The organism is Bradyrhizobium sp. UBA2491 (genome assembly GCF_002341725.1).
Lineage (GTDB): Bacteria > Pseudomonadota > Alphaproteobacteria > Rhizobiales > Xanthobacteraceae > Bradyrhizobium.
This window is the reverse complement of sequence record NZ_DDOP01000081.1, coordinates 28,385-43,094: the sequence shown is the minus strand read 5'-3', so window position 1 is coordinate 43,094 and position 14,710 is coordinate 28,385. Positions and strand designations below refer to the sequence as shown.

Annotated in this window: 12 protein-coding genes; 6 read left to right on the top strand and 6 right to left on the bottom strand. The window is 64.5% G+C overall.

What is annotated here, in order from left to right:
* Nucleotides 1-43: 43 nt before the first annotated feature.
* Nucleotides 44-910 carry a 3-keto-5-aminohexanoate cleavage protein gene (locus tag B2W55_RS28215; protein WP_024578725.1) on the bottom strand — a complete coding sequence of 289 codons (867 nt, stop codon included), beginning with the start codon at nucleotides 908-910 and terminating at the stop codon, nucleotides 44-46.
* Between the two features lie 214 nt (nucleotides 911-1,124).
* Here B2W55_RS28215 and B2W55_RS28210 point away from each other — a divergent pair, with 214 nt between their 5' ends.
* Entirely contained in the window at nucleotides 1,125-2,348 is a 1,224-nt protein-coding gene (locus B2W55_RS28210; protein WP_024578724.1) for an ABC transporter substrate-binding protein, read from the top strand.
* A 126-nt stretch (nucleotides 2,349-2,474) separates the two neighbouring features.
* On the opposite strand, the gene B2W55_RS28205 is transcribed toward B2W55_RS28210, so the two are convergent.
* The 4 genes from B2W55_RS28205 to B2W55_RS28190 form a co-directional block, all read right to left on the bottom strand.
* Nucleotides 2,475-3,299, bottom strand: coding sequence for a helix-turn-helix domain-containing protein (locus tag B2W55_RS28205; RefSeq protein ID WP_024578723.1), 825 nt, complete (start codon nucleotides 3,297-3,299; stop codon nucleotides 2,475-2,477).
* 116 nt (nucleotides 3,300-3,415) lie between these two features.
* Nucleotides 3,416-4,072: a glutathione S-transferase family protein gene (locus B2W55_RS28200; RefSeq protein WP_024578722.1), complete on the bottom strand. Its 657-nt coding sequence runs from the start codon at nucleotides 4,070-4,072 to the stop codon at nucleotides 3,416-3,418.
* Nucleotides 4,072-5,241 carry an acyl-CoA dehydrogenase family protein gene (locus tag B2W55_RS28195; RefSeq protein WP_024578721.1) on the bottom strand — a complete coding sequence of 390 codons (1,170 nt, stop codon included), beginning with the start codon at nucleotides 5,239-5,241 and terminating at the stop codon, nucleotides 4,072-4,074. Before B2W55_RS28195 ends, B2W55_RS28200 begins: the two co-directional genes overlap by 1 nt.
* A 140-nt stretch (nucleotides 5,242-5,381) precedes the next feature.
* A complete protein-coding gene (locus B2W55_RS28190) occupies nucleotides 5,382-6,518 on the bottom strand; it encodes an acyl-CoA dehydrogenase family protein (RefSeq protein ID WP_024578720.1) in 1,137 nt (378 codons plus the stop codon).
* 215 nt (nucleotides 6,519-6,733) lie between these two features.
* Here B2W55_RS28190 and B2W55_RS28185 point away from each other — a divergent pair, with 215 nt between their 5' ends.
* The 3 genes from B2W55_RS28185 (at nucleotide 6,734) to B2W55_RS28175 (ending at nucleotide 10,602) form a co-directional block, all read left to right on the top strand.
* A complete protein-coding gene (locus B2W55_RS28185; RefSeq protein ID WP_024578719.1) occupies nucleotides 6,734-8,275 on the top strand; it encodes an acyl-CoA synthetase in 1,542 nt (513 codons plus the stop codon).
* A gap of 122 nt (nucleotides 8,276-8,397) precedes the next feature.
* Nucleotides 8,398-9,618, top strand: a complete 1,221-nt coding sequence (locus B2W55_RS28180) for an ABC transporter substrate-binding protein (protein ID WP_029878739.1) — start codon at nucleotides 8,398-8,400, stop codon at nucleotides 9,616-9,618.
* 273 nt (nucleotides 9,619-9,891) lie between these two features.
* The gene (locus B2W55_RS28175) at nucleotides 9,892-10,602 is read left to right on the top strand and encodes a DUF1614 domain-containing protein (protein ID WP_024578717.1); all 711 of its coding nucleotides are present in this window, start codon (nucleotides 9,892-9,894) and stop codon (nucleotides 10,600-10,602) included.
* Nucleotides 10,603-10,614: 12 nt separating this feature from the next.
* Here B2W55_RS28175 and B2W55_RS28170 read toward each other — a convergent pair whose 3' ends face one another.
* Nucleotides 10,615-11,379, bottom strand: coding sequence for a helix-turn-helix domain-containing protein (locus tag B2W55_RS28170; RefSeq protein ID WP_024578716.1), 765 nt, complete (start codon nucleotides 11,377-11,379; stop codon nucleotides 10,615-10,617).
* A 253-nt stretch (nucleotides 11,380-11,632) separates the two neighbouring features.
* On the opposite strand from B2W55_RS28170, the gene B2W55_RS28165 reads away from it, so the two are divergent.
* Nucleotides 11,633-13,852, top strand: a complete 2,220-nt coding sequence (locus tag B2W55_RS28165) for a marine proteobacterial sortase target protein (protein ID WP_371412477.1) — start codon at nucleotides 11,633-11,635, stop codon at nucleotides 13,850-13,852.
* 200 nt (nucleotides 13,853-14,052) lie between these two features.
* Nucleotides 14,053-14,643, top strand: a complete 591-nt coding sequence (locus B2W55_RS28160; RefSeq protein ID WP_024578714.1) for a class GN sortase — start codon at nucleotides 14,053-14,055, stop codon at nucleotides 14,641-14,643.
* Nucleotides 14,644-14,710 lie beyond the last annotated feature (67 nt).

The following is a 14,710-nucleotide window of genomic DNA, read 5'->3' as shown; positions in this document are numbered from 1 at the left end:
CTGATTGATTCCGGGCTCACGCTTCGCGTGCCCCGGAATGACGTCAGTGCCTGACCCCAAAAATCTGCCGCGCTTCCGCCGGGCTTGCGATTTCGCGCCCCGCACGCCGCGCGCAGGCGGCGAGCCCCTCGACGAGTTGCCCGTTCGACGTCACCTTGGTGCCGTCGCCGAGATAGAAGGTATCCTCCAGTCCGCTGCGCAGATGGCCGCCGAGATCGGCGGCCCGCTGGTGCAACGGCCAGATCTCGGCACGGCCGATCGCGGTGACCTGCCAATGCGCGTCCGATGCCTTCAGCTTCAGGAGGATCGGCAACAGCTCCGGATCGGCCGGCATGCCCGAGGCGACACCCATGACGAAATTGTACTCGAGCGGACCGGAATACATCCCGGTCTGCCGGTACATGCCGACGCAGCGCACGATGCCGACGTCGAAGCACTCGAATTCGGGGATCGTGCCGGCGACCTTCATCACGTCGAGATAATCCTGCACCTTCTCGACCGCGTTATCGAACATCATCGGCGGCCAGGCCCAGGTGTTGTCGGCCTTGACCTTGAGATAGTTCAACGAGCCGGCGTTGCAGGCAGCGATCTCGGGCCTGGTCTCGCGCACGCAGTCGAGCGCGCCCTGATAGTTCGGTCCCGACGTGCCGGTGGTGTGGTTGATGATCACGCCGGGACAGGCCTCGCGGATCGCCTGCTGGATCTCCTTGCTGACGCCGAGGTCCCAGGACGGCAGGTGGCCCTTGTTCGGCTCCTGCTGGCGCAAATGGATGTGCATGATGCTGGCACCGGCGTTGAACGCGGCCTTGGCTTCACGCGCCATCTGCTCCGGAGTCACCGGAACGTTGTGCTGCTTCGGATCGGTAAGCACGCCGTTCAGCGCGCAGGTGATGACGGCCTTGTCGCTCATGGGTCTGTTGTCCGCTTTGCAGTGCACATGCGCTGCTGATCTTGCCATGATGAGAAATTTGCCTTCGCGCCATCTTGCGTTGACTGGCTAAGTCAATGCGCCCGCGCGTCAATTCGCCGCCAGCCGGTTAACACAAGACGCCAGGCTCGCATCACGCATAGGCTCTGCTGCAAGCAGACACGGCACAACAAGCCGGCATCACGGAGAGAACGTCATGGTCTCGATCAACCGGCGCAGATGGCTCACCGGCGCCGCAGGCGCGAGCTTGGCCGCAGTCGCCGGCGTCCGGCCCTCGCTCGCCGAGGATACGCCCGGCGTCACCGCGACCGAGATCAGGATCGGCAGTACCACTTCACTCAGCGGACCGGTGTCGGCGCTCGGCGTGCAGGCGCGTTGCCAGGAAGCCTATTTCAAGATGCTGAACGAGCAGGGCGGCATCGCCGGGCGGCAGATCAAGTACATCTATTACGACGACGCGTTCAATCCGGCGAAGACGGTCGAGCAGGTGCGGCGCCTGATCGAGAGCGACAATGTCGCCTTCCTGTTCAACATGCTCGGCACCGCGCCGAACTCGGCCGTCGTCAAATACATCAACGCCGCCAAGGTGCCGCATCTGTTCCTGTCGGTGAACGGCGACAAATGGGGCGACTACAAGACCTATCCCTGGACCATGGGCTTTGCGCCGAGCGCGCGGACCGAGGCGCAGGTGTTCGTCAAATATGCGCTGAGCCAGCACAAGGACGCCAAGATCGCAGTGCTCTACCAGAACGACGATCTCGGCAAGGATTTCGTCGCAGGCACCAAGGATGTGCTCGGCGAGCGGTTCGCGACATCGGCCGTGGTGGCCTCGCACGAGGTCACCGATCCCACCATCGATTCCCAGATCGTGGCGCTGCGCGGCGCCAATCCTGACGTGCTGATCTCGGGCACGACGGCAAAATTCTGCGCGCAGTCGATCCGCAAGATCTACGAGCTCGGCTGGAAGCCGATGCATTTCATCGCCAGCGGTGCTGCCTCGCTGTCCTCGACCATCGTTCCCGTCGGCCTCGACAAGGCGCAGGGCACGATCTCGTCGGCCTATGTGAAGGATGTCGCCGACCCCGCCTGGGCCAATGATCCCGGCGTGAAGGAGTTCCTCGCCTTCATGGAAAAATACTTTCCCGACGGCAATCCCAAGGAAGGCTACAATCTCTACGCCTATATGGTGGCGAACGTGCTCAAGATCGTACTCGAGCAATGCAAGGGCAATTTCAGCCGCGACACCATCATGGCGCAGGCGAACAATTTGAAGGACGTCTATGTCCCGACGCTGTTGCCCGGCATCAAGGTCAACACCAGTCCGACCAACCATCATCCGCTGCGACAACTGCAATTGCAGCGGATCGAAGGCCCGGGCTGGTTGCGGTTCGGCGAAGTGATCGAGGGCGCGAATCTCTAACCGTCGTTCCGGCGAACGCCGGGACCCATAACCACAGCGGGTCATTGTTTCCGTAGGTCTCTGCCATCCCGCTTCATTGATGAATCACGCGGTATGGGTCCCGGCCTTCGCCGGGACGACGGATGTTTACGTCAGTGCGCGCTCCTGCCCGGTCCGGTAGATCGCGAGGTCGCGCGAGCCGGAGAAGATCGCGCGCGGCTTCAGGCCGTAGAAGCGGCGGATCGAGTGGCTGAAATGGGTGCTGTCGGGATAACCGATATCCTGCGCGAGATGCGCGAGGTTGATGTCCTGGTTGGCGAAATGCAGCAGATGCCGCGCCCGCTTCCAGGCGCGGAAGGAGCGGAACGAGATCCCGGTCTCCTCCTTGAACAGATGCAGGAAGCGCGACGGCGACAGGCCGGCCTCGGCGGCGCAGCCCGCCGCGGTCACCGGCTCGCCGGAGAACTGCCCGATACGACCGATCGCGCGCACGACGCGCGGATCGAGCATGCGCTGCGGCAGCGCATCGCCGAAGCACATGGTGTCGAACTCGGCGTTCGCGATCGCGTCGCGATGCTGCATCTCGGCCAGCGTCGCATAGGCGGCGCGAATCCGGTTCGCGAACAGATGGCAGTCCGGGCCTTCGAGACGGCGCGCGACTGCCTCGAGCGTGCCGTCGGGCACGCTCTCCGGTTCGATCGCGACGCAGATCGCGGAACGATACTCGCTGGTGATGGTGTGGCGCAGGTTCGGCATCGTCACCGCGAGTTCGCCGTGGGACTCGCGGCCCTCGCTGGTCGACAGATGCAAGCCATCGCGGATCGCGACATAGACATGGAAGGCGCCGGGACAGCGTTCACGCGGGCGGCCAAGCAGCCCGGCATAGAACACCCGTTCCGGCGTGATCAGCATCCGGTGGCCGGACTGCTGCTGGCCGGATTTCTGGCACTTGGCGTCCACGATCGCGTCCATGGCGGTTCCTCCTCGCGCGGCTCTTGGGGCCGCTGCGGCTGATCCACCATAGCGCAAATTCGCAACCTGTCACCGATGCGCTGGATCAATTCCGGGACACATCGACGCTGCCGCAATCAGGGTCGCGCCCGCGGCGCAACATTCTGTTCCTGCCCGGCTTTCTGTTCCGACGCCACCGCACGCTTGTAACCGTCACGCTGTTGCAGCCGCGCCCAATAGGCCGCGACATTCGGCCCGAAATCCTTGGCGAGGCCGATATTGCTGGCGAGCCGGAGCGCATAACCGTTGGCGATGTCGGCGGCGGTGAAGCGTTCCGCGCAGAGGAATTCAGACTTGGCGGCGGCGGCTTCCACCGCGCGGAGGCGTCCCAGGAACCATTTTGCATAGTCGCCCGAGACCTGCGGGCTGCGCCGCTCCTCCGGCTCGAGCTGGCTGTAGCGGAGCACCAATGTCTGCGGAAAGGTCAGCGTTGCGTCGGAAAAATACATCCAGTTCAGGAACGCGCCATAGGCCGGCTCGTCGACGCCCACGACCAACGGCGTCGGGCCATGCTTGGTGCCGAGATAATGACAGATGCCGGAGGACTCCGTCATCTTGGTCTCGCCATCGACCATGAACGGGATGGTGCCGAGCGGATTGATGCCGAGATACTCCTTGGCGAACACGCGCGGCGGGAACGGCAGCATCTTCAGCTCATAGGGCAGCCCGAGCTCCTCCAGCATCCACAGCGGGCGGAACGAGCGCGCGGCGTCGCAGTGATAGAGCGTGATCATCAGGCGTTTCCCTTTTGCTTCAGGCCGGGCAGCGTGCCCATCATCTTGCACAATACCATGAGCATCACCTCGTCGGCACCGCCGCCGATCGAGGTCAGGCGGCTGTCACGGTAGGCCCGGCTGACCGGGGTCTCGTTGGTAAAGCCCATGCCGCCCCAATATTGCAGGCAGGCATCGGTGAGCTCGCGGCCGAGCCGGCCGGCTTTCAATTTCGCCATGGTCGCAAGCCGGGTGACATCCTCGCCCGCCACCAGCGCCTCACCAGCACGATAGATCAGCGAACGCAAGAGCTCGACCTCGGTCTGCATCTCCGCGAGCTTGAAGTGCACCACCTGGTTATCGAGGATCGAGCCGCCGAACGCCTTGCGGTTGCGGGTGTAATCGATGGTCTCGTCGATGATGAACTCATGCGCCTTGAGGCAGGCCGCTGCGCCCCACAGCCGCTCCTCCTGGAACTGGATCATCTGGTAGGTGAAGCCCTGGCCTTCCTCTCCGATCCGGTTGCGCTTCGGCACCCGGACATTGTCGAAGAAGATCTGCGCCGTATCCGACGAGCGCATGCCGAGCTTGTCGAGCTTGCGCGCCACCTGCACGCCCTTGGACTTCATCGGCACGCAGATCAGCGACTTGTTGCGATGGACCTGGCCGTCGCTGGTGTTGGCCAGCAGGCATATCCAGTCGGCCTGGGTGCCGTTGGTGATCCACATCTTGCCGCCGTTGATGACGTAATCGTCGCCGTCGGAGCGGGCATTGGTCTTGATCGAGGCAACGTCCGAGCCGGCACCGGGCTCGGAGACGCCGATGCAGGCGACCTGATCGCCCGCGATCGTCGGCACCAGGAATTCGCGCCGCACCTCGTCGGAGCCGAACCGCGCCAGCGCCGGTGTCGCCATGTCGGTCTGCACCCCGATCGCCATCGGTACGCCGCCGCAGGTGATGGCGCCGAGTTCCTCGGCCATCATCAGCGCGTAGGAATAGTCGAGCCCCTGGCCGCCAAACTCGACCGGCTTGTTGAGGCCGAGGAAGCCAAGATCGCCGAGCTTCTTGAACAGCTCGTGCGCCGGGAAGATGTCGGCCTTCTCCCATTCGTCGACATGGGGATTGATCTCGGCCGCGATGAACTTTTGCAAGAGCCGGCGGGGTTCGTCGTGGTCGGCGGTGAAGAGCATTGTCTGGTTTATCCCTTGTCATTCCGGGGCGGCCGCGAAGCGGACGAGCCCGGAATCCATTCAACCTCGAATCTGCCGCCCGATGGATTCCGGGCTCTCGCTTCGCGAGCCCCGGAATGACGGTGGTGAGCGAGAAGCATTCACAACCCCATCTGCCGCGACGCGAGATCCTTCATGATCTCCTCGGTGCCGCCGCCGATGGCGTTGACCTTGACCTCACGGTAGATGCGCTCGACCTTGATGCCGCGCATGAAGCCGGCGCCGCCGAAGATCTGCACCGCCTCGGAGGCACAATGCGCCATGGTTTGCGTGGCCTGGTTCTTCATCATGCAGATCTCGGCGACCGGGCTTTCGCCCTGGCCGAGCCGCCACGCCAGCATCTCCAGCATCGCCTGCGAAACCGCGACCTTCTGTGCCATGTCGACGATCTTGTGGCGGATGACTTGATGTTGCGCGATCGGCTTGCCGAACGTCTTGCGCTCCTTGGCGTAGGCGATCGCCTCGTCGAGGCAGACCCGCGCATACGCCGTGCAGCTTGCCGCCATGCCCATGCGCTCGCTGTTGAAGTTGTACATGATCTGCTTGAAGCCCTGGCCCTCCTCGCCGATCAGGTTCTCGACCGGCACGCGGCATTCGTCGAAGTGCAGCGTCGCGGTGTCCGACGCCCACCAGCCCATCTTCTTCAGCTTGGTGCGGGACAGACCCGGCGTATCACCCTCGATCAAGAGCAGGCTGACGCCGCCGGGACCCTCGCCACTGGTGCGCACCGCGACCGTCAGATAATCGGCGCGCATGCCCGAGGTGATGAAGGTTTTCTCGCCAGAAACAACATAATGGTCGCCGTCGCGCCGCGCCTTGGTGCGCAGGTTCGCGACATCCGAGCCACCGCCCGGCTCGGTGATCGCCAGCGCCGAGATCTTCCTACCCGCGAGCACCTCCGGCAGCACCCGGGCCTTGACCTCGGGGCGGGCGGCGCGTGCGATCGGCGGCGAGCCGATGCTGTGGCTCATCAGGCTCGCGGAGACGCCGCCGGCGCCGGCGCGCGCCAGTTCCTGCGAGGCCACGATCTTCATAAACTGGTCGGCGGCGATCCCGCCAAATTCCTCGGGGAAACCGAGCCCGAGCAGCCCGATCTCGGATGCTTTTGCGTAGAGCGCCCGCGGAAACTCGCCCTCCTCGTCCCATTGATGGGCATAAGGCTCGATTTCCCTGGCCACGAAGCGCCGCATCACCTCGCGAAAGGCCTCATGCTCGCCGGTATAGAACGGGTTTGCCATCCGCTTGCTCCGTTGATTCCCGGGTCGGACGATGTCCGGATTTTTCTCAGGCCACTTGCGTCGAGTGGCTGCCGGCCCGGCCGGCATTCCATTCGACAAACGGCCAGCCTGTAGACGCAAGACAGTATCCCGATACGCCCCCTCCACTGCCAATTCATGGCATCAATCGAGCCAGGAACAGGCGGCGCAAGACTGCCGTTCCGGAGGAGGGACATGTGCCGGTTCGTTACTACGACTGGATCGCGCATCATCGCCGGCGCACGCCGGACAAGATGGCGCTTGTCGATCTCGCAAGCGGACGCCGCTTTGGCTATGCGGAGCTCGACGCCCGCATATCGCGGCTCGCCGCTTATTTGCGCGACACCCTGAAAGTTGCGAGCGGCGACCGCGTCGCGGTACTGGCGCTGAACACCACCGATACGCTGGAGGTGCAGTTCGCCTGCTTCCGGATCGGCGCGGTCTTCCTGCCGCTCAACACCCGCCTCACCGTTCCCGAGTTGTGCTACATCACCGGTGACGCCTCGCCCAAGGTGATGATCCATGACGACGACCTCGCCGAGACCGCGCTTGCGGTCGCCAAGCTCTGCGATGTCGCCGCGACCGTGCGGCTCGGCCCCGGCGGCGCCTATGAGGCCGGCATTGCCGCGGCGAAGCCGCTCGAACGGTTCGAGGAGGTCACGCTCGATGACATCTCGACCATCATGTACACCTCGGGCACCACCGGCCAACCCAAGGGCGCGATCATCACGCATGGGATGACGTTCTGGAATTGCGTCAATCTCGGCGGCCCCGCCTATATCTCGCCAGCCTCGGTGCTGCTGACCGTGCTGCCGCTGTTCCACACCGGCGGACTGAATTGCTACACCAATCCGGTGCTGCATGCCGGCGGCACCGTGCTGATCATGCGCGCGTTCGATCCCGGCGCGGCGCTGAAGTTGATCGGCGATCCCTCACAAGGCATCAACGTGTTCTTCGGCGTGCCCGCGATCTATCAGTTCATGGCGCAGCATCCTTCGTTCGCCACGGCGGATTTCAGCCGCCTGTTGATTGGCGGCGTCGGCGGCGCACCGATGCCGGTGCCGCTGCTCAAGACCTGGGAGGCGCGCGGGGTCGCGCTGCAACAGGGCTACGGCATGACCGAGACCTCGCCGGCCGTGATGGTGCTTGACCGCGAGGATGCCGCGCGCAAGGCGGGCTCGTCCGGCAAGCCGGTGCTGCACACGGAAGTACGCATCGTGCGGCCCGACGGCAGCGACGCCGCGGTCGGCGAACTCGGCGAGCTCTGGGTCAAGGGTCCGAACATCACGCCGGGCTACTGGAACCGGCCGGACGCCAATGCCGCTTCGTTCACCGACGGCTGGCTGCATACCGGCGACGCCACACGGATCGACGAGGAGGGCTTCTACTACATCGTCGACCGCTGGAAGGACATGTACATTTCCGGCGGCGAGAACGTCTATCCGGCCGAGGTCGAAAGCGTGCTGCATCAACTCGCGGCCGTGGCCGAAGCCGCCGTGATCGGCATCCCGAACGAGCAATGGGGCGAGGTCGGGATGGCCGTGATCGCCGTGAAGCCGGGCCATTCACTGACGCCGGCCGAAATCCACGCGCATTGCCAGGCCAATCTGGCGCGGTTCAAATGCCCGCGCCTGATCGAATTCATCGATGCCCTGCCGCGGAACGCGACAGGCAAAATTCATAAACCGACGCTCCGGCAGCAATTCAGCGCGCCGAAGCCAACTGATACTGCCGCATGATCCCGGGGACGCACGTCGCGTCTCCTTGGTGATGTCGAGAGTTGCCCGTGACCGTCTGCCGGGACCGGCCGCGGGTTCGTTGCGTTGAGTCCCCAACCAAATAGATCGAGGAAATTGCCTTTATGAAAACCACAAAACTGTCGCTGCTGGCCGCCGCCACGGCGCTCTGCCTGCTCTCCACCCAGGCCGCCTTTGCGCAAAAGAAGTATGACACCGGCGCCTCCGACACCGAGATCAAGATCGGTAATGTCGAGGCCTATAGCGGCCCCGCATCCGCCTATGGCGTCATCGGCAAGACCGAGGAAGCCTATTTCAAGATGATCAACGATCAGGGCGGTATCAACGGCCGCAAGATCAACTGGATCTCCTATGACGACGGCTACTCGCCGCCGAAGACCGTGGAGCAGATCCGCAAGCTGATCGAGAGCGACGAGGTGTTCCTGGTGTTCAACGCGCTGGGCACGCCGACCCAGACCGCGGTGCAGAAGTATCACAACGCCAAGAAGGTGCCGCAGCTCTTCCTCGCCACCGGCGCCAGCAAATGGAACGATCCGAAGGAGTTTCCGTGGACCATGGGCTTCCAGCCGAGCTACCGCGTCGAGGCGCGGATCTTCGGCAAGTACATCCTGAAGGCCAAGCCAGACGCCAAGGTCGCGATCTTCTATGCCAATGACGATTTCGGCAAGGACTACCTGGTCGGCCTCAAGGAGGTGCTCGACAAGTCGAGCGCCAAGATCGTCGCCGAGGAAAGCTACGAGACGACCGAGCCGTCGATCGATTCCCACATCGTCAAGCTGAAGGACACCGGCGCCGACGTGTTCGTCAACATCTCGACGCCGAAATTCGCCGCGCAGGCGATCAAGAAGATCGCCGAGCTCGGCTGGAAGCCGATGCAGGTGATGACCGACGTCTCGATCTCGATCGGCGCCGTGATGAAGCCCGCCGGGCTCGAAGCGTCCGAAGGCGTGCTGTCGGCCGGCTATTTGAAGGACGCCTCCGATCCGCAGTGGAAGAATGACGAAGGCATGAAGAAGTTCATGGCCTTCGCCGAGAAGTACATGCCGGGTGCCAATCTGTCGGACGCCAACCTGGTCTATGGCTACGCCGCGGCGCAGACCATGGTGCAGGTGCTGAAGCAGTGCGGCGACAATTTGACCCGCGAGAACGTGATGAAGCAGGCCGCCAGCCTGAAGGATTTTGCGCCGGATACGCTGATCCCCGGCATCAAGATCAACACCAGCGCGACCGATTTCGCCCCGGTCGAGCAGCTCAAGATGATGCAGTTCAAGAACGGACAGTGGGAGCTGTTCGGCGACATCATCAGCGCCGAGACCGGCGGCTAGCGCCGATCGGACGACACGGTACGTCAGTCGTTGCGAAGCCGCCCGTTCGGGCGGCTTCGTTCGCTTTGCAGATTGATCGGCGGATGAGGTTTCTCACCGTCACCCTGAGGAGCCGCGAAGCGGCATCTCGAAGGGTCGACGGCCCCCGCTGGTGGCCGTGCATCCTTCGAGACGCGCTACGCGCTCCTCAGGATGACGGAACGCCTGCTTGTGATCCTGTCCGAAATTCCTAGATAACCAGGTAGGCTGCGCCGAACACGGACTGTCGAACCGATGGATTCCAACGTTCATTATTTGCCGCTGACGCCGGGGTTCTTCTCGATCCTGGTGTTCGCCGCCCTGGCGCTGGTGGTGCTGATCCAGCTGCGCATCCTGCGCTACGCCTATATGCGGCTCGGCATCGGTCCCGGCGTCGCGTTGCTGCTGCTGTTCGGCTCGCTGATCGGCAGCTATTTCAACATTCCGATCACGGTGCTGTCCGGACCGCCGGTGCGATCGGGGCAGATCGTCGACTTCTTCGGCATGCGCTACGTCGTGCCTTATCTGGCGTCGCCGAGCACGATCCTCGCCATCAACGTCGGCGGCGCGGTGATTCCGACGATCATGTCTGCTTATCTGATGTTGCGCTATCAGCTCTGGCTGAGGGCTGCGACCGCAACATTCGTCATCGCGGCCATCGTCCATGCCAGCGCGACGCCGGTGCCGGGAATGGGGATCGCCGTCCCCGTGTTCGTGCCGGTCGTGGCCACCGCCATCCTCGCGCTGCTGCTGTCGCGTGAATACGCCGCGCCGCTGGCCTATATCGGCGGTTCGATGGGCACGCTGCTCGGCGCCGATCTATTGAACCTCGACAAGATCGGCAGCCTCGGCGCGCCGATTGCGTCGATCGGCGGCGCCGGCACGTTCGACGGGATTTTCCTGACCGGCATTCTGGCCGTGCTGATCGCGGGCGTCGTCGCGCCCGCGCGGCCGAGACCGGCGTGATCTCTTCCGAGCTTATGCCGGCAGGAAGATCGCGAACGGTTCGTCGATGGTGCGACGCAGGTGCTCATTGTAGAGCGCAAAGTTCGCGTCGTCGGCCGACACCCGGCCGAGGCTCGGCTTCGGCACGTTCTTGATCGGCAGGAATGCGATCGGCGCGGCGACCGGCGTCAGCAGCGAGCCGCGGCCGGCGAGCAGCGTCGTGATGATGCCGTACATTTCGCCGGAGTTGCGCGGGCGCGACACCGTGATCACGCGATGCTGGCCGTGCCGGTTGGTGACGAGATAGACGAAGCCGGATTCATTCGGCACCGCCACCTCGCCATACTGGGTGTAGTCGGAATCCTGCCGCTCGCCCTCGCGGAAGCCGAGCGATGATGCCGCCTCGTCCCAGGCGATCTCGGTCCGATAGGCATAGAGTGCGCCCGGCTCACCGAACGACGGACGCACCGTGATGTAGGTGCCCTCGATCCGTGCCACCGCGCGGCGGGAATAGGATCCGAGACTGTCGGGCGCGATCCCGCCATTGGCGGGCGCGAGCACCGAGATCGCCTCGGGTAGCTTGCGCAACGACACGCCGAGCGCCTGCTCGAGCCGCACCGTGGTCGCGAGCGTGAACGGGCGGCGGCCGCCGAGCACTTTCTCCAATGTCGACAGGCTGAGCTTGGCCTGCTCGGCCAGCGTCTGCCGCGAGATGCGGCGGCGCGCGATCTCCTCGCGGATGGTCTCTGCGACCTGGAGGCTCTGCTCGGCGGACAGCTGCTTGTCAGGCGTCGGCATCGTGCTCCTGCGCGGGTTCCCCATGAATCGGCACAGTCTAGCAGACCGGACAATCCATCACAAAACCGCACAAACCCGCCTCGGCCGGCGGCGGACGGCGCCGGCCGGCGGCCAATCATTGCCGATCATTCTGCTCGCGCCAAAACCGCCGTTCTCCATGATCGCGAGGCAGCGAAAGTCTCGCTCGGGAGTGACGAAGATGACGATTTACGATGCATGTGAGAGCAGTCCGCAGATCCGCATGTCGCGCAGGATGCGCATTGCGCTGTTCTTCCTGGTGGAAGGTGTCGCCGCGCTGGCAATCGGCTTTGCGGCGCTGTTCCTGAGCTTCGACCCGGTGTGGTCGGCCGAGCTGCCGCAACAGGCGGTACTGCGGCCATCTGATGCGCGCTCCGGCTCGCTGCTGTTCAAGACCAACGACGGCTACAAGGACGCGCTGAGGCTCGGCATCGATGTCGATCTCACCGTGTCGGGCCCGACCGTCCGCGCCCGCGTCACGCAGATCTTCCGCAACCCGACCAAGGACTGGGTCGAGGCGACCTATGTCTACCCGCTGCCGGCGGGCGGCGCGGTCGACACGCTGAAGATAGTGGTCGGCGACCGCATCGTGGTCGGCGACATCAAGGAGCGGCAGCAGGCCCGCGCCATCTATGAGCAGGCCAAGCAGAACGGCCAGAAGGCTGCGCTGACCGAGCAGGAGCGGCCGAACATCTTCACCAACTCGGTCGCCAATATCGGCCCCGGCGAAACCGTGCTGGTGCAGATCGAGTATCAGGAGCCGGTGCAGCAGAACGGCAACGAATTCTCGCTGCGGGTGCCGATGGTGGTCGGCCCGCGCTACAATCCGCGCCCGGTGGTGCAGAGCGTCGATCTCCGCGCCGATGGCAGCGGCTGGGGCGCGACCACGACCGATCCAGTGCCGGATCGCGATCGCATCGCCTCCGAGGTGCTCGATCCCGCGACCAATGCGCCGATCAATCCCACCAACATCACGGTGCATCTCAACGCCGGCTTCCCGCTCGGCGAGGTGAAGAGCCACTTCCATCAGGTCAAGATCGACAGCCCCGACAGCGCCACGCGCGTCATCAAGCTCGCCGAAGGCCCGGTGCCGGCCGATCGCGATTTCGAGCTGACCTGGAAGCCGGCCGCAGAGAAGGCGCCGTCGGTCGGGCTGTTCCGCGAGCATGTCGGCAATTCCGATTATCTGCTGGCCTTCATCACCCCGCCATCGGTCGAGCAGGCGCAACAGAAGCCGCTGCCGCGCGAGGTGATCTTCGTGATCGACAATTCCGGCTCGATGGGCGGCACCTCGATCATCCAGGCCAAGGCGAGCCTGCTCTACGCGCTCGGCCGCTTGCAACCCACCGATCGCTTTAACGTGATCCGCTTCGACGACACCATGGACACCCTGTTCCCGTCGCCGGTCGCGGCCAACAGCGCCAACATCGGCAACGCGACGTCCTTCGTCAGCGCGATCCAGGCGCGCGGCGGCACCGAGATGGTGCCGGCAATGCGCGCAGCGCTGTCCGACACCAACCATGACGACGCCGATCATGTCCGCCAGGTCGTGTTCCTGACCGACGGCGCCATCGGCAACGAGCAGCAATTGTTCGAGACCATCAACGCGCTGCGGGGCCGCTCGCGGGTGTTCATGGTTGGCATTGGCTCGGCGCCGAACACCTATCTGATGACGCGCGCTGCCGAGCTCGGCCGCGGCACCTTCACCCATATCGGCTCGGTCGAGCAGGTCGACGAGCGCATGCGCGACCTGTTCGCCAAGCTGGAGAATCCCGCGGTGACCAATCTCGCCGCAAAGTTCTCCGACGCGACCGCCGACCTGACCCCGTCGGCACTGCCCGACGTCTATCGCGACGAGCCGCTGGTGCTGGCCGCAAAGCTCGACAAGCTCGCCGGCTCGGTCGAGATCAAGGGCCGCATCGGCGACCGTCCGTGGAGCGTAACGCTGCCGCTCGCCAACGCCGCCGAGGGCAAGGGCCTGTCGAAACTGTGGGCGCGCCGCAAGATCGCGGATGCAGAGGTCGCGCGCACGACGCGGCAGGAGAGCCCTGAAGATGCCGACAAGGCCATCCTCGCGCTGGCGCTGGAGCATCAGCTCGTCACGCGGCTGACCAGCCTCGTCGCGGTCGACAAGACGCCGAGCCGTCCCGAAGGCGAGCCGCTGAAGCTCTCCGAACTGCCGCTCAACCTGCCCGCCGGCTGGGACTTTGCAAAAGTGTTCGGTGAGCGTCAGGACCTGCCGGCCGTACCGGGCGAGCGCCGCGCCGACGGGAGCGACGGCAAGATGCAGCTCGCCGCGCTGAAGCGGTCCCCGGTCGCGAAGCAAGGTCCTGGCACGATCCTGCTGCCGAAGACGGCGACCGATGCCGAACTGAAGATGATCGCGGGTGTGATCATGCTCACGGTCAGCCTTCTGCTTCTGGTGTTCAACCGGCGTCAGACGTCGCCCCAATGACGTCGGATGAGAGGAGGAGGTGCCCCCCGACCTCCTCCTTCAAAGAGCGCGCGCGGCCTTCCCACCCGTCCCCCAGGGGCCGCGCGCGCCACTCTTTCTCAACCGTCATTGCGAGCGAAGCGAAGCAATCCATGTCACCGTTCGGGGAAAGATGGATTGCTTCGTCGCTTCGCTCCTCGCAATGACGAGGATTGCTGCAAATGCGCCGCTTCGTCCTCCCCCTCGCCTTCGCGCTCATCGGCCTGATCCTGTTCGGCCAGGGCACTTATATCCACGGCAAGGCGCTGCTCGCGCAGGTGCTGCTGGAGCGCGCCTTCGCACGGACGATCGCGACCGGCCAGCCGGTGAAGCCATGGAGCTGGGCCGATACCTGGCCGGTGGCCCGGATCGAGGTGAAGCGCCTGCACGCGTCCGCGATCGTCCTCGCCGGCAGCAGCGGCCAGGCGCTGGCATTCGGTCCCGGCCATGTCGAGCAGAGCGTCGATGCCGGCGAGCCGGGTGTCGCGGTCTATTCCGCGCATCGCGACACCCATTTCCGCTTTCTCAGGGATGTCACGATCGGCGACGAGATCGAGGTCACGCGAAGCGACGGCAAAATCTTCCGCTACCGGGCCGATCGCAGCTCGGTGGTCCGCTTCGACCAGTCCGGCATCGATCCGCTGACCGACCGGTATGAACTCGTGCTGTCGACATGCTGGCCGTTTGACGCGCTCACGTCGGGTCCCGAGCGTTACCTGTTGCATGCGACCATGATCGAACCGAATTCGAGTCCGGCCGAATCGGGTTCCTGAGGTACATGAATTTTGCGCATGCCGGGATATCGCGTGTGACGCCCTGACTTGCGCCAGCGTGAGTTGC

Coding starts and splice junctions, on each gene's coding strand:
- B2W55_RS28190 (WP_024578720.1), bottom strand. CDS start 6,518: ATGGCAAACCCGTTCTATACCGGCGAGCATGAGGCCTTTCGCGAGGTG.
- B2W55_RS28165 (WP_371412477.1), top strand. CDS start 11,633: ATGCGCATTGCGCTGTTCTTCCTGGTGGAAGGTGTCGCCGCGCTGGCA.
- B2W55_RS28205 (WP_024578723.1), bottom strand. CDS start 3,299: ATGGACGCGATCGTGGACGCCAAGTGCCAGAAATCCGGCCAGCAGCAG.
- B2W55_RS28215 (WP_024578725.1), bottom strand. CDS start 910: ATGAGCGACAAGGCCGTCATCACCTGCGCGCTGAACGGCGTGCTTACC.
- B2W55_RS28210 (WP_024578724.1), top strand. CDS start 1,125: ATGGTCTCGATCAACCGGCGCAGATGGCTCACCGGCGCCGCAGGCGCG.
- B2W55_RS28160 (WP_024578714.1), top strand. CDS start 14,053: ATGCGCCGCTTCGTCCTCCCCCTCGCCTTCGCGCTCATCGGCCTGATC.
- B2W55_RS28180 (WP_029878739.1), top strand. CDS start 8,398: ATGAAAACCACAAAACTGTCGCTGCTGGCCGCCGCCACGGCGCTCTGC.
- B2W55_RS28195 (WP_024578721.1), bottom strand. CDS start 5,241: ATGCTCTTCACCGCCGACCACGACGAACCCCGCCGGCTCTTGCAAAAG.
- B2W55_RS28200 (WP_024578722.1), bottom strand. CDS start 4,072: ATGATCACGCTCTATCACTGCGACGCCGCGCGCTCGTTCCGCCCGCTG.
- B2W55_RS28175 (WP_024578717.1), top strand. CDS start 9,892: ATGGATTCCAACGTTCATTATTTGCCGCTGACGCCGGGGTTCTTCTCG.
- B2W55_RS28170 (WP_024578716.1), bottom strand. CDS start 11,379: ATGCCGACGCCTGACAAGCAGCTGTCCGCCGAGCAGAGCCTCCAGGTC.